This window comes from Micromonospora sp. NPDC007208 (assembly GCF_042869175.1).
Lineage (GTDB): Bacteria > Actinomycetota > Actinomycetes > Mycobacteriales > Micromonosporaceae > Micromonospora > Micromonospora foliorum.
In genome coordinates, this window is the sequence record NZ_JBIAFG010000006.1 from 115,051 (window position 1) to 132,256 (window position 17,206).

The following is a 17,206-nucleotide window of genomic DNA, read 5'->3' on the forward strand; positions in this document are numbered from 1 at the left end:
GGTTCGAGCGTGACCTTGGCGGCGGATGCCCCCCGAACGCCGCTCCCGGTCCAGTCGGGGGCGGTGTTCGTCGTCAAGATCCGCGCAGTATCGGGGATGTTGCTGCCTGTGGCGTGTCGGAGGCAGCAACATCGGGGAAGTTGCGGAGACCTTGGCGCGGGGCGCGGGGCGCGGGGCGCGGGGCGCGGGGCGCGGGGCGCGGGGCGCGGGGCGCGGGGCGCGGGGCGCGGGGCGCGGGGCGCGGGGCGCGGGGCCCGAGGCCCGAGGCCCGAGGCCCGGAAATTCGGTGGCGGGGGCCCGGGTTCGGCGCGGAGGATGCGCGTGTGATTGAGGCGTACCCGATGCAGGTCCCTGTCCGTGCGGCGACTGCCGTGCGTCGACAGCGGCCGTTCCGGGGACGAGCCTCGATTCGGCACCGACGTCCGTGACCGGGGCGTTCCTCGCCGGTCTCGTGGCCGGCTACGGCGTCGCCATTCCCGTCGGCGCGATCGCGATTCTCATCCTGGGGCTCAGTGCCCGTACCTCGTTTCGGGTGGGTGGGGCCGCGGCGCTCGCGGTGGCGACTGCCGACGGGCTCTACGCGGCGGTGGCCGTGCTCGGCGGCGCCGGCCTGGCCGGGATCATCGCGCCGGTCGCCGGGCCGCTGCGGGTGGTCGCCGCCGTGGTCCTGCTGGGTCTCGCCGCGCACGGCCTCTGGCGGACGTGGTCTGCTCACCGCTCGCAGCGACCACCGACGGCGCGTGCCGGTCGGGGCATGAGCACTCCGGGGCGGGCCTACGCGGCGCTGCTCGGGTTGACCCTGCTGAACCCGATGACGGTGCTCTACTTCACCGCGCTGGTGCTCGGCCGCCGCGACACTGCCGACTCGGGCGTGGTCTCCGTTGCGCTCTTCGTGGCCGGGGTGTTCCTGGCGTCGGCGAGCTGGCAGTTGGTCATCGCCGGCGGTGGCACGGTGGTCGGCCGGGCGCTGACCGGGCCGCGCGGCCGACTGGTCACCGGCCTGGTCTCCAGCGCGCTCATCGCCGCGCTGGCGGTGGCCGCGGTCCTACCGGACTAGCGGTCACCACCCGACTGCTCAGCCACCCGGCCGGCCCGACGGGTCGCCCGACCGCGTGGGAACCAGGTGCCGCCCGGGGGCCCGGACGGGGTGGCTGTGCCGTACGGTCGGGCGGTGACCAGTCGACCCGCAGCCGGCGGAGGCCGGTGGGTCGAGGTCGACCCGGCCCGCGTCGGCCGTTGGGTCGAGGGCTTCGCCGACCGGCACGGCCCGCCCACCACCAGCGCGCAGGAGTACGGCCTACTGCTCGCCGCCCCGGACGGAGCAACCGCCGAGCTGTACGCCCCACCGGGTGCACCGGCGGGCGTGGACGTTGCCGGGTTCGTGGCTGCCGCTGTCATGCCCCGCCGGATCGGCCTGCTGCTGGCCCGCAAGGGCGCGGTGGCGCTCGGGGTGGCCGAGGGCGCCGACCTCGTCGTCTCCAAGGTGGACACCCGGTACGTGCAGGGGCGCACCGCCGCTGGGGGGTGGTCGCAGCACCGGTTCGCCCGCCGACGCGACAACCAGGCGAAGGCGGCGCTGGGCGATGCGGCGGACCTGGCCGTACGGCTGCTGTTGCCGGAGGCGGCGACGCTCGCCGCGCTGGTCTGCGGCGGTGACCGGCGGGCGGTGGACGGGGTGCTGGCCGACCGGCGGTTGGCCCCGCTCGTGCCGTTGCGCGCGGAGCGGCTGCTCGACGTGCCGGAGCCCCGGCACGCGGTGCTGGTCGCGGCGGTGGGCGCGGCCCGGGCGGTACGGATCCTGGTGCGCGATCCCGACTGACCTCGGCCGATCCCCGGCGTCGCCCCTGGGAGAGACGACCGCCACCCAAAACGGGGTTCCCGGCGTGCTGCCCCGCCGGCGGCCGGAGGATGGGCGCGTGGAGTTTCTGGTTGACATGGTGACGACGGTGCCGCAGGGAACCTCGGAGGACGGGGTGGCCGACATGCGCGCGCGTGAGGCGGCGCGTTCGGCCGAGCTGACGGCCCAGGGCAGTCTCCTGCGGCTGTGGCGGCCGCCGCTGGCGCCGGGGGAGTGGCGTACCTGGGGGCTGTTCCAGGCCGCCGACGCCGATGAGCTGGAAGCCGTGCTCGCGTCGATGCCGCTGCGCGCCTGGCGGCGCGAGACCGTGACGCCGTTGACGCCGCATCCGAACGACCCGGGCCAGCCGCCTCGCTGAGCCGGCAAGGGCACGGCGGCTCGACAGGCACGACATGGGACACGTCCGTCAGCAGGGAGATCATCATGTCCGAGGCGCAGATTCTGCGTACCGTCCTCGACCGGTGGAAGTCGGCGGTCGACGCCCACGAGCCCGACCAGGTCGCGGCGTGCTTCACCGATGACGCGATCTTCCAGGGGTTGCACCCGTACACGGTTGGTCGTGCCGGTGTCGCCGCGTACTACGCCGGGCAGCCGCTCGGCCTGACCGCCGCGTACGACATCCGGGAGATCCGCCGTCTCGCCGACGACGTGGTCCTCGGCTACCTGGAGGTGGAGTTCGGCTTCACCGACCGGCCGGCCCTGACCGTCAACCTCGGCGTACTCCTGCGGCGGGTCGACGACGACTGGCTCATCGGCCACTATCAGGTCTCCCGGCTCACCTGACCCGCGACCGCCGTCGGATCGTGGCAGGCCCACCGGGGGCCTGCCACGATCTCAGGGCGAGGTCGTCAGAGCTGGTCGGTGCCGAAGGTGTCGCAGGTCTTCGGGTCGCCGCGGTCGTAGCCCTGGGTGAACCAGCGCTTGCGCTGCTCGGACGTGCCGTGGGTGAACTGGTCCGGGTTGACCCGCCCGCCGGAGCGCTCCTGGATGCTGTCGTCGCCGATCGCCTCGGCGGCCTGCACGGCCTCGCTGATGTCGGCCTCGGTGATGGACGTGAACAGCGGTTCCTGGCCGGTCTTGTCCTTGCTCTCGGTGGCGTGCTTGGCCCAGGCCCCGGCGTAGCAGTCGGCCTGCAGCTCCAGCCGTACGGAGGCGGAGCGGGGGCCGCTCTGGTCGCCCTGGCCGGCCTTGGCGTTGGTGCCGAGCAGGTTCTGGATGTGGTGCCCGTACTCGTGGGCGAGCACGTAGGGCTGGGCGAACTCGCCCTTGGCGCCGAATCGGGAGGCCAGCTCGTCGTAGAAGCTCAGGTCGATGTACACCTGCTTGTCGGCGGGGCAGTAGAACGGGCCGACGCCCGAGTCGGCCTGCCCGCAGCCGGTGTTCACGGCGGCCTGGAAGAAGTTGGTGTCGGTCGGCTCGTACTCTCCCTTGCCCAGCTCCGGGTACGCCTTCTGCCAGTAGGCCTGGATGCTGTTGACGTAGAGCGCGTTGCGGCAGCGCGCGTCGTCGAGACGTTCGGGGTTGTCGCGGGAGCACAGCTGCTCCAGGTCGGTGCCGCCGGCCTGACCGCCCTCGTCGCCGTTGGTCATGGCGTTGAGGCCGAAGCCGCCGCCGAGCAGCGCGATGAGCACGGCCACCACGATGCCGATGATGCCGCCGCGACCGCCGCCACCGGGGATCGGGATGCCCATGCCGCCGCCGGATCCGCCCCCGCGGCCCACGTCGTTGACCTGGGAGGTGTCGATTTCGGCCCGCTCGTTGAGTTCCATGGTGACCCCGATCGCCGTATGTCGGTGATTGTCTGTTGTGTGTTGTTTCGTCCATCGAGTGCCGGACGGGGTCCGGACAGGCGTTCCGGTACCCGATGATCTTGATTGGTAATCCGGGCAGGCCATTCGGTGGCGCCCGGTACACTTGTCAGGTGCTGCGCTGCGAAGGCTGAACCGCCCCGCGCCGTCGGGCCCCTTGAGCCCGCCGGCCGTTTCGCGTGCCCCGAGTCAGCCTTCCGAACCCCGAGAGCGAGCCCGCAAACATGATCACTGCCACCGGCCTGGAACTGCGTGCCGGTTCCCGGATCCTGCTCTCCGACACCACGCTGCGCGTGCAGCCAGGTGATCGGATCGGCCTGGTCGGTCGCAACGGCGCCGGCAAGACCACCACGCTGAAGGTGCTCGCCGGCGAGGGGCAGCCGTACGGCGGCCAGATCGACCAGCGCAGCGCCATCGGCTACCTGCCGCAGGACCCGCGCACCGGTGACCTGGAGGTCACCGGCCGCGACCGGGTGCTCTCGGCGCGCGGGCTGGACGTGCTGATGGCGCAGATGCAGGAGGTCGAGGCCCGCCTCGCCGAGGACGCCAACGACAAGCTGGTCCGTCGGTACGGCGCGCTGGAGGACCAGTTCGCCGCCCTCGGCGGGTACGCGGCCGAGGCTGAGGCCGCGCGGATCTGCGCCAACCTCGGCCTACCGGACCGGGCGCTCGCGCAGACCATCGGCACCCTGTCGGGCGGTCAGCGTCGGCGCATCGAGCTGGCCCGGATCCTGTTCCGGGACGCGGGCGAGAACGGCGGCGGCATCCTGCTGCTCGACGAGCCCACCAACCACCTCGACGCCGACTCGATCACCTGGTTGCGGGGCTTCCTCGCCAACCACAAGGGCGGTCTGATCGTGATCTCCCACGACGGCGCGCTGCTGGAGTCGGTGGTCAACAAGGTCTGGTTCCTCGACGCCACCCGGTCGGTCATCGACGTGTACAACCTGGGTTGGAAGGCGTACCTGGAGGCGCGCGAGACCGACGAGCGGCGCCGCCGTCGGGAGCGGGCCAACGCGGAGAAGAAGGCCGGCGCGCTGATGGCGCAGGCCGACAAGATGCGGGCCAAGGCCACCAAGACCGTGGCCGCGCAGAACATGGCCCGTCGCGCCGAGAAGCTGATCTCCGGCCTGGAGGAGGTGCGCGTCGCCGACCGGGTCGCCAAGGTGCGTTTCCCCAGCCCCGCGCCGTGCGGCAAGACTCCGCTCACGGCGACCGGCCTCTCCAAGTCGTACGGGTCGCTGGAGATCTTCACCGACGTCAACGTGGCGGTGGACCGGGGCTCCCGGGTGGCCATCCTCGGGCTCAACGGCGCCGGCAAGACGACCCTGCTGCGGATGCTCGGCGGTCTGCTCAGCCCGGACACCGGCGAGGTGCACGCGGGGCACGGCCTGCGGCTGGGCTACTACGCCCAGGAGCACGAGACGCTGGACGTGGAGCGGACCGTGCTGGAGAACATGCGCGCCGCCGCCGTCGAGCAGTCCGACACCGACCTGCGCAAGATCCTTGGCGCGTTCCTGTTCTCCGGTGACGACGTGAACAAGCCGGCCGGCGTGCTCTCCGGTGGCGAGAAGACCCGGCTGGCCCTGTCCACCCTGGTCTGTTCCGGCGCCAACGTGCTGTTGCTCGACGAGCCGACGAACAACCTCGACCCGGTCAGCCGGGAGCAGGTGCTCGACGCCATCGCCAACTACCCCGGCGCGATCGTCCTGGTCACCCACGACCCGGGTGCGGTGCTGGCGCTCAAGCCGGACCGGGCCATCCTGCTGCCCGACGGTGACGAGGACGCCTGGAGCGACGACCTGCTCGAACTGGTCGAGCTGGCCTGACCCGGGACGGCTCGGCCCGTTCCCAGGCCTGGCCCGCTCGCAGCCCCGCCGGCTCTCAGCCGAGCAGGTCGACCAGTCGGCCGAGTACACCGGAGCTGACCAGGATCACCAGCCCGATGGCGATGAAGATCGTCGGCACCAGCCAGGCGCCGGCGCGTTCGACCAGCCGGACCACCCTCCGGTGCCCGCCCAGCCAGGCCCCGGCCACGCACCACAGGGCGATCAGCAGCACGAACACCAGCAGGAACACCGCGCTGTCGGCCACCCCGAGGGCCCGGAAGACGGGTACGTAGACCGCGACGTTGTCGGCGCCGTTCGCGATCGTCACCCCGGCCACGCCGAGCGCCCCGGTCACGACCGCGGGCGCCTCGCCGTCGCCCGAACTCCGCAGCGCGCGTACGCCGAGCGCGATCGGCAGCAGGCCGAGCAACCCCGTCCACGGGTCGGGAACCACCAGGAGCCCACCCGCTATCACCGCGCTGGCCAACGCGAGCGCACCGATGCCGAGGTATTGTCCGGCGACGATTTCCCAGGTGCGGGGTCGACCGGTGGTACGAGCCGCGACGAAGAACAGCGTCAGGATGACGATGTCGTCGATGTCGGTGGCGGCGAAGACCACGGCCGCCGCGCCCGCGGTGCTGAGCAGGTCGATCACGGACCGAAGGGTACGGGTCGTCGGCAGCCACCAGCTCGCAGCGGTCGTACGCCCGGACGCCGCGGTGGCTCGATCGCCAGGATCACTCTATCGGGAAGCTGACATTGCATAGCGTGTCGGTTGGCGAAGAGTTGATATCTGGCGCATGATCGTTCGAGGCGGTCTAATAGGTGGGACCGTATCCGAACCGCACAGTCTGGGACGTGAGGACACAGCATGGCAGCCACTGGCACAGCCACCAGCACTGAGAAGGGTCGCCGGATCGTCGGAGCCGAGCGTCAGACGCTCGCCAAGGACCTGGTAAAGCGGTACACCTCGGGGGAGAGCATCCGCGCGTTGGCGGCCTCGACCGGCCGTTCGTACGGGTTCATCCACCGAGTGCTCACCGAGTCCGGCGTGCAGCTGCGTCAGCGCGGTGGTGCCCGGCGCCGCAAGAAGGCGTGACCCGCCCCTCAGCGTCGTCCACCAGCGCCGCGCCCCGGGACGTCCGGTGACCGCCGAGGCGACCGGGGTTCGGCTGACTTGCGACGGGCCGGTCGCCACGGTGACGTTGTGCCGGCCCGACGTGCTCAATGCCCAGACGCCCGCGATGTGGCGCGCGATGAGCGACTTCTCCCGTGACCTACCCGGCGACGTGCGGGTGGTGGTGGTCCGCGGTGAGGGCCGGGCGTTCTCGGCCGGCCTCGACCTCGCGGTGGCTGGCGCCTCCGGTCCGGGGTCGTTCGCCGAATTGGCCACGCTGCCCGAGCAGGAGTGCGCGGAGCGCATCGCGGAGTTCCAGGCCGGTTTCACCTGGCTGCACCGGCCGGATGTCGTCTCCGTAGCGGCCGTGCAGGGCCATGCGATCGGTGCCGGCTTCCAGCTCGCGCTCGCCTGTGACCTGCGTGTGTTGTCCACGGACGCGAAGCTGTCGATGGCCGAGGTGACGCTCGGCCTGGTGCCCGACCTGGCCGGCACGAAGCGCCTCGTCGAGTTGGTCGGCTACGCCCGGGCGTTGGAGATCTGCGCGACGGGCCGCCGGTTGGACGCCGCCGAGGCGGACCGGATCGGGCTGGCCACCCTGGTCGTACCCCCGGCCGAGCTGGACGGCGCGGTGCGGGACCTGACCGCCGGCCTGCTCTCCGGGGCCCGCGACGCGGTGGTGGAGATCAAGGCGCTAATTGCCGGTGCCGCCGGGCGGTCGCACGCCGACCAGCAGCGCGCCGAGCGGGAGGCGCAGACCCGTCGGCTGCGTGACCTCGCCGGCAGGGGAGAATAGTAAGGACCGCACGGGAAGATCCGGGTTACGACTGAGGTTGTCACACTCGTCGGGAGAATTGACCTGACGGTGCGGTCTGCCCGGCAACCCGGAGGTGAGCGATGTCCAACCCGATGTCCGGCGGTGGCATGGCCGGGTGGAGCATGCTCCGGTCGATGCGTAACCGCGACGAGGTCTCCACCCATCGGCTCAAGCGCGGGGTGGCCCGCCGCATCGTCGCGTTCGCCCACCCCTACCGGCGCGACATCGTGGTCTTCCTGGCCACCGTGGTGTTGGCCGCCATCATCGGCGTGGCCACTCCGGTGCTCGCCGGTGACGTGATCAACGCGATCAACCGTGGCGGCACCGAGGCCGGCCGGCTCGTGGTGCGGCTGGCCCTGTTCATCGCCGCGCTGGCCGTCGCCGACGCGCTGCTGTCGCTGGCCCAACGGTGGTATTCGGCCCGCATCGGCGAGGGCATCATCTACAACCTGCGCACCCGGGTCTACGACCACGTGCAGCGGATGCCGTTGCAGTTCTTCACCCGTACCCAGACCGGCGCCCTGGTCAGCAGGCTCAACAACGACGTGCTCGGCGCCCAGCGGGCGTTCACCTCCACCCTGTCCGGTGTGGTCAGCAACGTCATCCAGTTGGTGCTCACCGCGGCGGTGATGTTCACCCTCTCCTGGCAGATCACCGCGCTGTCACTGGTGCTGCTGCCGATCTTCATCATTCCGGCGCGCCGGGTCGGTCGACGGCTGGCGGACATCACCCGCGAGGCGTACAACCTCGACGCCAAGATGAACGCGACAATGACCGAGCGGTTCGGGGTGGCCGGCGCGCTGCTGGTGAAGCTCTTCGGCCAGCCCGAGATCGAGGCCCGCCGGTTCGGCGACCGGGCCGAGCGGGTCCGCGACATCGGCATCCAGTCCGCGATGTACTCCCGCACGTTCTTCGTGGCGATGCTGCTGGTCGCCTCACTGGCGCAGGCGCTGACCTACGGTCTCGGCGGTTGGCTCGCGGTGACCGGCGGCGTCAGCGCCGGCACCGTGGTGACGCTCGCGCTGCTGCTCACCCGCCTGTACGGGCCGCTCACCGCGCTCTCCAACGTCCGGGTGGACGTGATGAGCGCGCTGGTCTCCTTCGACCGGGTCTTCGAGGTGCTCGACCTCAAGCCGGGCATCGTGGAGAAGCCCGACGCGGTGCCGGTGCCCCGGGGCGCCGGCCGGGTCGACTTCCGCGACGTGCGATTCCGCTACCCGAGCGCCGCCGAGATCTCCCTCGCCTCCCTGGAGGAGGTCGCCACGCTCGACCGGACCGTCAACGAACCGGTCCTCAAGGGTGTCTCGTTCAGCGTCGAGCCGGGGCAGATGGTCGCGCTGGTCGGCCCGTCCGGGGCGGGCAAGTCGACCCTGTCGATGCTCATCTCCCGGATCTACGACGTCAGCGACGGGCAGGTGCTCGTCGGCGGGGTGGACGTACGCGACGCGACGCTCGCCTCCCTGCGGGACGAGATCGGTGTGGTCACTCAGGATTCGCACCTGTTCCACGAGACGATCGCCGAGAACCTTCGCTACGCCAAGCCCGATGCCACCGACGACGAGATCTGGGCCGCACTGGCCGGGGCGCAGGTGGCCGATTTGGTCCGGGCGCTGCCCGACGGCCTGGACACCACAGTGGGGGAGCGCGGCTACCGGTTCTCCGGTGGCGAGAAGCAGCGCATCGCGATCGCGCGACTGCTGCTCAAGGCCCCGTCGATCGTGATCCTCGACGAGGCGACCGCACACCTGGATTCGGAGAGCGAGGCGGCGGTGCAGCGGGCGCTGTCGGTGGCGCTGGCCGGGCGTACCGCCCTGGTGATCGCGCACCGGCTCTCCACCGTGCGCGACGCCGACCAGATCCTGGTCCTCGACGGCGGGCGGATCGTCGAGCGGGGGCGGCACAACGAACTGGTCGCGGTCGGCGGGCTCTACGCCGAGCTGTACCGGACCCAGTTCGCGGTCGCCGACTCGCCCACCCCGTTCGTCGACGCGACCGGCCCCGAGCCGGTGGTCATGCCGCTGGGCACCTACCGTGCCGACGAGGTGCTGCCGCCCGCCGCCGCCAACTGACGGCAACCGGATCAAAGGGCCGGTAGCTCGGTCGCCGCCCGCAGCTCGGCGAAGGCCAGGCCCAGGGTGACCGGGGTGAAGTGCGCGTTCAGGCCGCTCGGGTTGGGCAGCACCCACAGCCGGGCGCCGGCCAGCGATTCCGGCTGCGGCCCGAAAGTGGCTTTCGGCCGCTGAAAACCGATCCGGTACGCGGTCACCCCCACCACCGCCACCCAGCGCGGCCGGTACCGGGCCACCTTCTCGGTCAGGATCGCCGCGCCGTCGAGGAGTTCTTCGGTGCTCAGCTCGTCCGCGCGGGCGCTGGCCCGGGCGGCCATGTTGGTGATGCCGAGCCCGAGCGCCGGTAGCTCGTCCTGTTCGCTGGGGTGCAGCAGCCGGGGGGTGAACCCGCCCCGGTGCAGGGCGGGCCAGAACCGGTTGCCGGGCCGGGCGAAGTGCCAGCCCGTCGCCGCCGACCACAGGCCCGGGTTGATGCCGACGAAGAGCACCGCCAGCCCCGGCGCGAGGACGTCAGGAATGGTCCGATCGGCGGCGGCCGCCAGCTCCGCCCGCGTGGGCCGGGGGTGCCGGATGCCGGAGGGGCGGACCGGGTCGGCCGTCACAGGCCGCGCAGCGCGCCGCCGTCTACCGGCAGGGTGATCCCGGTGAGGTAGCTCGCGGCGGGGGAGAGCACGAACGCGGCCACCCGACCGAACTCGGCGGGGTCGCCGAGGCGGCGCAGCGGGATGCTGGCCTCCGCGTCGGCGCGGGCGCGATCCGGGTCGCCGGTCGCGGCGAAGAGTTCCCGGTTGCGGTCGGTCATGATCCGGCCGGGCAGCAGCCCGACCACCCGGACCCCACGCGGGCCGTAGTCGTCGGCGATGTCCTTGGCCGCGCCGACCAGGCCGGGCCGGAGCCCGTTGGAGATGCCCAGGCCGGGCACCGGGCCACGGGCCGAGGTGGAGAGCACCAGACCGATCGCGCCGCCCTCGGGCAGCGCGGCGGCGATCGTGCGGACCGCGCGGACCGTGCCCAGGAAGACGGTTTCGAAGGAGAGCCGCCACTGGTCGTCGGTGATCGCCGCGGCGTTGCCCGCCGGTGGGCCGCCGACCGAGATCAGTGCGCCGTCGAGCCGGCCGAAGTGCTCCTGGGCGGCGGCGACGAGCTGCCCCGGGGTCTCCGGGTCGGTCAGGTCCGCGGTCAGCCCGACGGCGTGCTCGGGGCCACCCAGCCGCTGTGCGGCGGCGGCCACCGCGTCCGGGTCCCGGGCCGAGAGCACCACCCGCGCGCCGTCGGCGACCAGGCTCTGCGCGGTCGCGTAACCCAGGCCGCGGGAGGCACCGGTGAGGACGTACACGCGGTCGGTCAGTCCGAGATCCATGAGTCCGATCCTGCCGCATCCGATACACCGTTGCCAGCACGGGTGGGTGCCCGTGGGGCGGGGCGCAGCAGGCGTACCCGGCCGGCGATCTGCACCGCGACGGCGCCGCCGGCGCGGCCCACCGCCGGCACCCGGCGCGGACGCGGCGCCCGGCGCCCGTCGTAGCGTAGGCGGGCCTCCCGGACGGCCAACTCCTCGGCCGCCGCCGGGGGGAGCGCGTGCTGGTCGTGCAGTGCGCGGGCCAGGTCCCAGCCGTCGCGCAGTGATCCGGTGGTGGGTCGCCGGGCGGCCCAGTCGGCGAAGGTGGCCGACCACCTGGCACCGAGGCCGGCGGCGAGCAGTGGCCAGTGCCGGGCCACCTCGCCGGCCCGCTTGCGCAGGAGGGCCGCGCGGGTGGCGGCCAGCGGGCCCGGCGCGAACCCCGCCGGTGGCGCACCCCCGGCGACCAGCGCCGCGACCAGTTCGGCCTGCCGCTCGGCGAGCCCGGCGCGCGGCGTGGGCACCAAGCCGTTGTCGGGTGTGCCGGTCATGTGACGGCCGGGAAGCCCGCGGCGGCGGCAAGGGCGTCCAGTTCGGCGCGGAGTTCGGCGGCCGGCGGATAGTGGCCGTCGCGTTCCAGCAGCAGCGCCGGTGGTCGCCGCCGGGCGCAGAGCGCGCCGACCAGTTCCAGCACCACCGCCGGCACCGGGTCGGTGTGGGTGTCGTGGTAGAAACCGCCGTGCTCGGCGCCGCCGGCCACGTGGGCGTACGCGACCCGCTCCAGCGGCAGGCGGTCCAGCAACGCGAGCGGGTCGGCGCCCCGGTTGCGGGCGTTGGCGTGCACGTTGGCGACGTCCAGCAGCAGCAGCGCGCCGGTCCGGTCGAGGATCTCGGTGAGGAAGTCCGCCTCGTCCAGCTCGTCGTCGGGCCAGTCGACCAAAGCGGCGATCGGCTCCAGCGCGATCGGCACCGGAAGCTCGGCCTGGGCCCGCGCCACGTTGGCGCAGACCGCGTCGACGGCTTCCCGGCTGCGCGGCAGCGGCAGCAGGTGGCCGGCCTCCAGGCCGCCGGCCCGGACGAACGCGATGTGCTCGCTGACCAGCGGGGCGTCCAGCCGTTGCGCCACCGCGGCCAGGTGGGCGACCCGGGCCGGGTCGACCGGCTCGGCGCCGCCGAGGGAAAGCCGCACCCCGTGCGGTACGACGGTCACCGCGCGTTCCCGCAGCTGCGTCAGACCGGGCGGGAGCGGCCCGGACGCGGGCACCCCCTCGGCCACCACCTCGACGAAACGCAGGCCGGGTAGCTCGGCCACGAAGCCGGCGATCTCCGGACGCCAGCCGATGCCCACGCCGGACGGGCCGGTCATCCGCCGCACCCGCCGCCGCCCCCGCACCCGCCGCCTCCACCGCCGCAGGAGCTGCCGCCGTCTCCACCGGAGCTGTCGCCTCCGCCACCGGACGATCCGTCGGAGCCGCCCGTCCAGCCGCCGCTGCCGGAGAGGGCCTGGCGCTGGATCTCGGCCTGCTCGGCGAAGCCCGGGTCGAGCGCCCACAGCGAGGCGGTGCCGTACAGGGCCACGCCCATCGCCGCGCCGGCCGCTCCGTACGTGGCGTAGGCGGGCGCGGAGGCCGGCGCGAGGTGGGTGTGTTCGCGGCGGACGGAGCGTAGGGCGGCTTGACCGGCCCGGGTGCGGACGGGCGCTCGGCCCAGCAACAGGGCCGCGCCCAGGAGCGCCGCCAGGGTGAGTAGCAGGTAACCCACCGGGCGGCCGCTGAACAGGCCGAAGAACAGTCGGAGCACGCCGAGGCCGAGCAGGGCCCACAGAAACTGGTTCCAGAGTCGGGCGCGGGCGCGCTGCGTGTCGTTCGTCAACAGCCCGCGCTGCTCCAGGCCGTTGCGGATCTGGTCCAGCGCGGTGCGTACGCGCTCGTCCTGGGGCAGGTCACGGACCCGCGAGTGTTGGTGGGCGGCCCAGTGGACGGCCTGATCCAGTGGCGTGAGCCCGGTCGGCGGGGCACCGCCGGTGGTCAGCCGACGGTCCGGTCGTACGCCGACCGCGCCGCTGCCGCGCAGCCCGCCCAGCGCGGCGTGCACCGCGAGCTGGGGGCCGCCGTTGAGGTACGCGACCTGCTGTGGTCCGAGTGGGTCGAGGGTGGCGTGCCCCGGGCCGGCCAGCAGGCGGATCCGGTGGTACGCCACGATCGCCACCACCAGGATGGCCGCCGTGACGTAGTACCGGAGGAAGGTCGGGCCGGAGATGCCCCAGGTGTCGCCGGACGCGGCGTTGACGATCATCGACTGCTCCTGTCACCGGAGGGATCGGCGGCCCCATTGTGGAGCAGCCTCGCCACGGTCGACAGCCCGGTGTCCGTGCGGTCAGTGGCGGCGGACCGCCTCCTCGACCAGGTCGAGCACCGGGCCCAGGTCACCGGCCGGTCGGCCCATGGCGAGGTGCAGCACCAGGCCGTCGTAGGCCAGCTCCAGGAACTGGGCAAGCACGTCGATGGGGACGTCCTCGCGCAGTACCCCGGCGTCGCGTTGGCGGGCCAGCCGGTCCCGGGTCGCCTCCGCGATCGCGGCGGACCGTTCCGCCCACCGGCGAGCGAACGCCGGGTCGGTGCGCAGCCGCCGGGAGACCTCCAGTTGGCTGCCCAGCCAGCCGGTGGTGTCCGGCGAGACGGCGCGGGCGAGCAGGTCGCGCATCACCTGCACCAGACCGTTGCGGGCCACCGTCTCGACCATGGCGGCGGCGTCGTCCTCGGCGACGGCCAGGAAGAGCGAGTCCTTGTCGCGGAAGTGGTGGAAGATCGCGCCACGGGACAGGCCGGTGGCCTCCTCGAGGCGGCGTACGGTCGCTCCCTCGTAGCCGAGCCGGGCGAAACACGCCCGCGCTGCGGCGAGGATCTCCTGCCGGCGCGCGTCGAGCTGGTCCTGGCTTACTCTGGGCACACGTCGATCGTTGCAGGTCACCCCGGGGCATGCAAACCGTACGTACGGCTTGGGACGTCCCGGATTACCATCGCCCGGTGACCCAACCCCGCACCGTGCCCAACTCCCCGCTGACCGTGGCCACCGTCCAGGCCACCCCCACACCGGGCGACGTCGCCGGCAACGCGGTCATCGCCGCCGACCTGATCCGCCGGGCCGGCGAGCGGGGCGCCCGGGTGGCCGTCCTGCCGGAGCTGTTCCTGTGCGCGTACCACCCGCCCGTCCTCGCCGCCGACCCGGCCGGCACGGACGTCGCGGCCGATCCGGCCGGGATGGTCGCGGATCCCCGGCTCGACCCGCTGCGCGTCGCGGCACGCGAGGCCGGCGTGACCGCGCTGGTCGGCGCGGCCGTCCGGCACCCGGACGGCCGGCGGACCATCGCGGCGCTGGTGGTCGACCACGCCGGCGAGGTGCGGGTCGGGTACGACAAGCAGCAGTTGTGGGGCGACGAACGGGAGCTGTTCATTCCCGGCGAGCGGGGTGCCACGTTGCTCGTCGACGACTGGCGGCTCGGGCTGGGCATCTGCTACGACGGCTGTTTCCCCGAGCACGGCCGGGCCGCCGCCCTCGACGGCGCACACGCCTACCTGTGCCCCAGCGGATACCTGGCCGGCTCCGAGCACCGCCGGGATCTGTACTACGCCGCGCGTGCCCTGGACAACACCATGTTCGTGGTCTTCGCCAACGCGGTCGGGGGCGTCGACCCGTGGCGGTTCAACGGCGGCGCGGCCATCTACGACCCCGAGGGGCGGGTGCTGGCCCGCGGGGCCGACGACGGCACGGCGGTGCTGGTGGCGACGCTGGATCCCGCCGTGCTCGCGGCCACCCGGGCGGCCCACTCGATGCTCGTCGATCGGCTGTCGGACCAGGGCGGCCCGCGGCTGTCGATGGCTGGCTGAGCCCTTCGTCAGGTCGACACCCGCCGCATCTGTTGGCGGACACGTCGGTCCCGTAGGGTGCCCGAGTGCCACTGCTCCTGCTGGACCTGGACAACACCCTGCTGGATCGGGCCGGGCCGTTCCGCCGCTGGGGTGAGCGCTTCCTGGACAGCATCGGCGCGCCCCACACCGACATCGACTGGTTGGTCTCGATCGACGCAGACGGTCTGACCGACCGCTGGGACCTCGCCGACGCCATCCGGGACCGCTACGAGCTGCGCATTCCCTCGATCGACCTGGTGGAGGAGCTGCACGACGGGGTGGTGGCGCAGACTCGGCTCGACCCGCTGACCGCCTGCGCGCTGCGGATCGCCGACGACGCCGGCTGGGTTCCGGTGGTGGTCTGCAACGGCACCGTACGCGTCGAGGACGCCAAGATCCGCCAGACCGGCCTGGACCAGTACGTCGCGGACTGGGTGATCTCCGAGGAGGCCGGCGTCAGCAAACCGAATCCGAGGATCTTCGCGCTCGCCGCCCAGCGGGTCCGGATGCCGCTACGGGGAGCGTGGGTGATCGGCGACAGCCCGGAGGCGGACATCGGTGGCGCGGCGGCCGTCGGGCTGCCCAGCGTCTGGCTGCACCGGGGGCGCACCTGGTCGGACGTCCGGTTCGCGCCGAGCCGCACCGTGGACGGGTTGATCGCCGCGGTCGCCACCGTCCTGGCCCGCTGAGGGGTTCCCACGCCGGCGGTCGCGTCCGAGCGGCCGTTCGGGTGGTGGCGCGGTAATTCGGTTGACCAGCCGCCGTGGTGGTACCAGCATTGTCCGCGCATGGTGCATCCCGGGCGTGTGCCCGGTCGAGGAGAGGGGGTCGGTCATGGCCGTCTTCGCAGGTCGCTTCCAGCCGCCTATCTCAGCCTCGACCAAGGGAACCTCACCACAGTGCGCAATCATGATCTTCCGGCGCTTGAGCGCCGTACCCGCGGCAAGAGCCGCTTTGACGACGACGAACCGCAGTTTCTGAAGCGCGGGCGGCCCACCGAGCCGCTCGCCGACCCGGACACCGAGCCCGACCCGGACACCGGCGAGCGCTGGTCGTCCTGGGACGACGCCGTGCACGGGCCGCAGCCGCACCCGGCGTGGCTGGTCACCGAGTTGGCCGCGAAGGACACCGAGCTGGGTGTGCTGAAGACCGGCAAGGAGGCGGACGTCCACCTGGTCCGTCGGGCGGTGCCCGACACCAACCGGTCCTGCCTGCTCGCGGTGAAACGCTACCGCGATCCCGAGCACCGGTTGTTCCACCGCGATGCCGGCTACCTGGAGGGCCGTCGGGTGCGCCGGTCCCGGGAGAACCGGGCGATGGCCAGCCGGACGGCGTTCGGCCGGCAGATGATCGCCGGGCAGTGGGCGGCGGCCGAGTTCGCCGCACTGAGCCGACTCTGGGAGATCGGCGCCGGGCACGACCGGATCGCCGTGCCGTACCCGGTGCAGTTGCGGGGCACCGAGCTGATGCTGGAGTTCGTCGGTGACACCGAGTCGGGGGAGGCGGCGCCCCGGCTGGCCCAACTGCGACCCGAGCCGGCCGAGCTGCGTGACCTGTGGGCTCAGTTGGTGGAGGCGCTGCGGGTGCTGGCTCGGGCCGGCTACGCGCACGGCGACCTGTCGCCGTACAACCTGCTCGTGCACCGGGGTCGGCTGGTCGTCATCGACCTGCCGCAGGTGGTCGACGTGGTGGCGAACCCGCAGGGGCCGGAGTTCCTGGCCCGCGACGTGCGGGTGGTCGGCGCCTGGTTCGCGGCCCGGGGTCTCCCCGCCGAGCAGGTCGACCCCGCCGTGGTGACCGGAGAACTCCTGCACGAGGCGGGCCTGCGCTGATCGGAGCGGGGGGGGGGGGGGCGCCCCCCCCCCCCCCGCCGCCCCCCGGGGGGGGCCCCCCCCCCCCCCGGGGGGGGGGGGGCGGGGGGGGGGGGGGGGGGGGGGGGGGCCCCCCCCCCCCCCCCCCCGCTCCGGCGGCTATTGCAGGTAGCGCTCCACCTCGGGCTTGGGGCGTTCGCCCTGGGCGTCCGGGTCGCCGTGGGTCTCCCGGGCGGCCCGTCGGCGGCGCAGCAGGTCCCAGCACTGGTCGAGGGACTCTTCCAGGGCGCGCAGTCGCTCGCTGGCCTCGCCCTCGGTGCCCGACTCGTGGGCCTGGGCGTCGGCACGCAGCTTGTGTTCCTCGTCGACCAGCTCGGAGATCCGGTTCAGGATGGTCTTGTCGTCCATGCCACAGAGCCTGGCACAGGGTGCGGGGCATCGCCCGGATTCGGGGGTACCGGTGCGTCCCGGGTCACTGACCCGCGCCGGCCAGCCCGACGCCGCCCGTGTGGTGTCGATGCCGCGGTCGGGACGGTGGCACGCGGCAGTTCCGCCCGTCGCGCTGGTTCCTCGACCCGCCCGGGACGGTGTCGTGCCTGAGTATCCTTTCAGGATTTGATCAAGTGACAGACATCGACGGATGTACGTGT

Annotated in this window: 20 protein-coding genes; 11 read left to right on the forward strand and 9 right to left on the reverse strand. The window is 73.1% G+C overall.

The window, feature by feature from the left end; translation table 11 throughout:
* Positions 1-424: 424 nt before the first annotated feature.
* From ACFYL6_RS14735 to ACFYL6_RS14750, 4 genes are all read left to right on the forward strand, one after another.
* Positions 425-1,057: a LysE family transporter gene (locus ACFYL6_RS14735; RefSeq protein ID WP_387171349.1), complete on the forward strand. Its 633-nt coding sequence runs from the start codon at positions 425-427 to the stop codon at positions 1,055-1,057.
* A gap of 114 nt (positions 1,058-1,171) precedes the next feature.
* A complete protein-coding gene (locus ACFYL6_RS14740) occupies positions 1,172-1,819 on the forward strand; it encodes an acVLRF1 family peptidyl-tRNA hydrolase (protein WP_387171351.1) in 648 nt (215 codons plus the stop codon).
* A gap of 97 nt (positions 1,820-1,916) precedes the next feature.
* Positions 1,917-2,216 carry a muconolactone Delta-isomerase family protein gene (locus tag ACFYL6_RS14745; protein ID WP_091405207.1) on the forward strand — a complete coding sequence of 100 codons (300 nt, stop codon included), beginning with the start codon at positions 1,917-1,919 and terminating at the stop codon, positions 2,214-2,216.
* A 65-nt stretch (positions 2,217-2,281) separates the two neighbouring features.
* Positions 2,282-2,641, forward strand: coding sequence for a YybH family protein (locus ACFYL6_RS14750; protein ID WP_387171353.1), 360 nt, complete (start codon positions 2,282-2,284; stop codon positions 2,639-2,641).
* 65 nt (positions 2,642-2,706) lie between these two features.
* On the opposite strand, the gene ACFYL6_RS14755 is transcribed toward ACFYL6_RS14750, so the two are convergent.
* The gene (locus tag ACFYL6_RS14755; protein WP_387171355.1) at positions 2,707-3,627 is read right to left on the reverse strand and encodes a neutral zinc metallopeptidase; all 921 of its coding nucleotides are present in this window, start codon (positions 3,625-3,627) and stop codon (positions 2,707-2,709) included.
* Positions 3,628-3,890: 263 nt separating this feature from the next.
* Here ACFYL6_RS14755 and ACFYL6_RS14760 point away from each other — a divergent pair, with 263 nt between their 5' ends.
* On the forward strand, positions 3,891-5,495 hold the full coding sequence (locus ACFYL6_RS14760; protein WP_091403713.1) for an ABC-F family ATP-binding cassette domain-containing protein: 1,605 nt from the start codon (positions 3,891-3,893) through the stop codon (positions 5,493-5,495).
* A 55-nt stretch (positions 5,496-5,550) separates the two neighbouring features.
* Here the strand turns inward: ACFYL6_RS14760 and ACFYL6_RS14765 are convergent, their stop codons facing one another.
* Positions 5,551-6,150, reverse strand: coding sequence for a cadmium resistance transporter (locus ACFYL6_RS14765; RefSeq protein ID WP_387171357.1), 600 nt, complete (start codon positions 6,148-6,150; stop codon positions 5,551-5,553).
* Between the two features lie 216 nt (positions 6,151-6,366).
* Here ACFYL6_RS14765 and ACFYL6_RS14770 point away from each other — a divergent pair, with 216 nt between their 5' ends.
* The 3 genes from ACFYL6_RS14770 (at position 6,367) to ACFYL6_RS14780 (ending at position 9,498) form a co-directional block, all read left to right on the forward strand.
* Positions 6,367-6,594, forward strand: coding sequence for a helix-turn-helix domain-containing protein (locus tag ACFYL6_RS14770; protein ID WP_007462679.1), 228 nt, complete (start codon positions 6,367-6,369; stop codon positions 6,592-6,594).
* Between the two features lie 46 nt (positions 6,595-6,640).
* Positions 6,641-7,408: an enoyl-CoA hydratase/isomerase family protein gene (locus tag ACFYL6_RS14775; RefSeq protein WP_387171359.1), complete on the forward strand. Its 768-nt coding sequence runs from the start codon at positions 6,641-6,643 to the stop codon at positions 7,406-7,408.
* A gap of 113 nt (positions 7,409-7,521) precedes the next feature.
* Positions 7,522-9,498, forward strand: a complete 1,977-nt coding sequence (locus ACFYL6_RS14780; RefSeq protein WP_387171768.1) for an ABC transporter ATP-binding protein — start codon at positions 7,522-7,524, stop codon at positions 9,496-9,498.
* 11 nt (positions 9,499-9,509) lie between these two features.
* Here ACFYL6_RS14780 and mug read toward each other — a convergent pair whose 3' ends face one another.
* The 6 genes from mug to ACFYL6_RS14810 all read right to left on the reverse strand — a co-directional run bounded on the left by mug (position 9,510) and on the right by ACFYL6_RS14810 (position 13,786).
* Positions 9,510-10,100: a G/U mismatch-specific DNA glycosylase gene (mug, locus tag ACFYL6_RS14785; protein ID WP_387171361.1), complete on the reverse strand. Its 591-nt coding sequence runs from the start codon at positions 10,098-10,100 to the stop codon at positions 9,510-9,512.
* Positions 10,097-10,858, reverse strand: coding sequence for an SDR family oxidoreductase (locus ACFYL6_RS14790; RefSeq protein ID WP_387171363.1), 762 nt, complete (start codon positions 10,856-10,858; stop codon positions 10,097-10,099). The genes mug and ACFYL6_RS14790 overlap by 4 nt, the downstream gene beginning before the upstream one ends.
* Positions 10,843-11,388, reverse strand: a complete 546-nt coding sequence (locus ACFYL6_RS14795) for a hypothetical protein (RefSeq protein WP_387171365.1) — start codon at positions 11,386-11,388, stop codon at positions 10,843-10,845. The genes ACFYL6_RS14790 and ACFYL6_RS14795 overlap by 16 nt, the downstream gene beginning before the upstream one ends.
* Positions 11,385-12,203 (reverse strand): DUF692 domain-containing protein, encoded by an 819-nt coding sequence (locus tag ACFYL6_RS14800; RefSeq protein WP_387171367.1) that lies wholly within the window; start codon positions 12,201-12,203, stop codon positions 11,385-11,387. Before ACFYL6_RS14800 ends, ACFYL6_RS14795 begins: the two co-directional genes overlap by 4 nt.
* Positions 12,200-13,132, reverse strand: a complete 933-nt coding sequence (locus tag ACFYL6_RS14805) for a TIGR04222 domain-containing membrane protein (RefSeq protein WP_387171369.1) — start codon at positions 13,130-13,132, stop codon at positions 12,200-12,202. The genes ACFYL6_RS14800 and ACFYL6_RS14805 overlap by 4 nt, the downstream gene beginning before the upstream one ends.
* Positions 13,133-13,213: 81 nt before the next feature.
* Entirely contained in the window at positions 13,214-13,786 is a 573-nt protein-coding gene (locus ACFYL6_RS14810; protein ID WP_091403732.1) for a TetR/AcrR family transcriptional regulator, read from the reverse strand.
* 77 nt (positions 13,787-13,863) lie between these two features.
* Here ACFYL6_RS14810 and ACFYL6_RS14815 point away from each other — a divergent pair, with 77 nt between their 5' ends.
* The 3 genes from ACFYL6_RS14815 (at position 13,864) to ACFYL6_RS14825 (ending at position 16,577) form a co-directional block, all read left to right on the forward strand.
* A complete protein-coding gene (locus ACFYL6_RS14815; RefSeq protein ID WP_387171371.1) occupies positions 13,864-14,724 on the forward strand; it encodes a carbon-nitrogen hydrolase family protein in 861 nt (286 codons plus the stop codon).
* Positions 14,725-14,789: 65 nt separating this feature from the next.
* On the forward strand, positions 14,790-15,434 hold the full coding sequence (locus ACFYL6_RS14820; RefSeq protein WP_355431705.1) for an HAD family hydrolase: 645 nt from the start codon (positions 14,790-14,792) through the stop codon (positions 15,432-15,434).
* Positions 15,435-15,644: 210 nt separating this feature from the next.
* Positions 15,645-16,577, forward strand: a complete 933-nt coding sequence (locus tag ACFYL6_RS14825; protein WP_387171373.1) for a serine protein kinase RIO — start codon at positions 15,645-15,647, stop codon at positions 16,575-16,577.
* A gap of 138 nt (positions 16,578-16,715) precedes the next feature.
* On the opposite strand, the gene ACFYL6_RS14830 is transcribed toward ACFYL6_RS14825, so the two are convergent.
* Positions 16,716-16,964, reverse strand: a complete 249-nt coding sequence (locus ACFYL6_RS14830; protein ID WP_091403743.1) for a DUF2630 family protein — start codon at positions 16,962-16,964, stop codon at positions 16,716-16,718.
* Positions 16,965-17,206 lie beyond the last annotated feature (242 nt).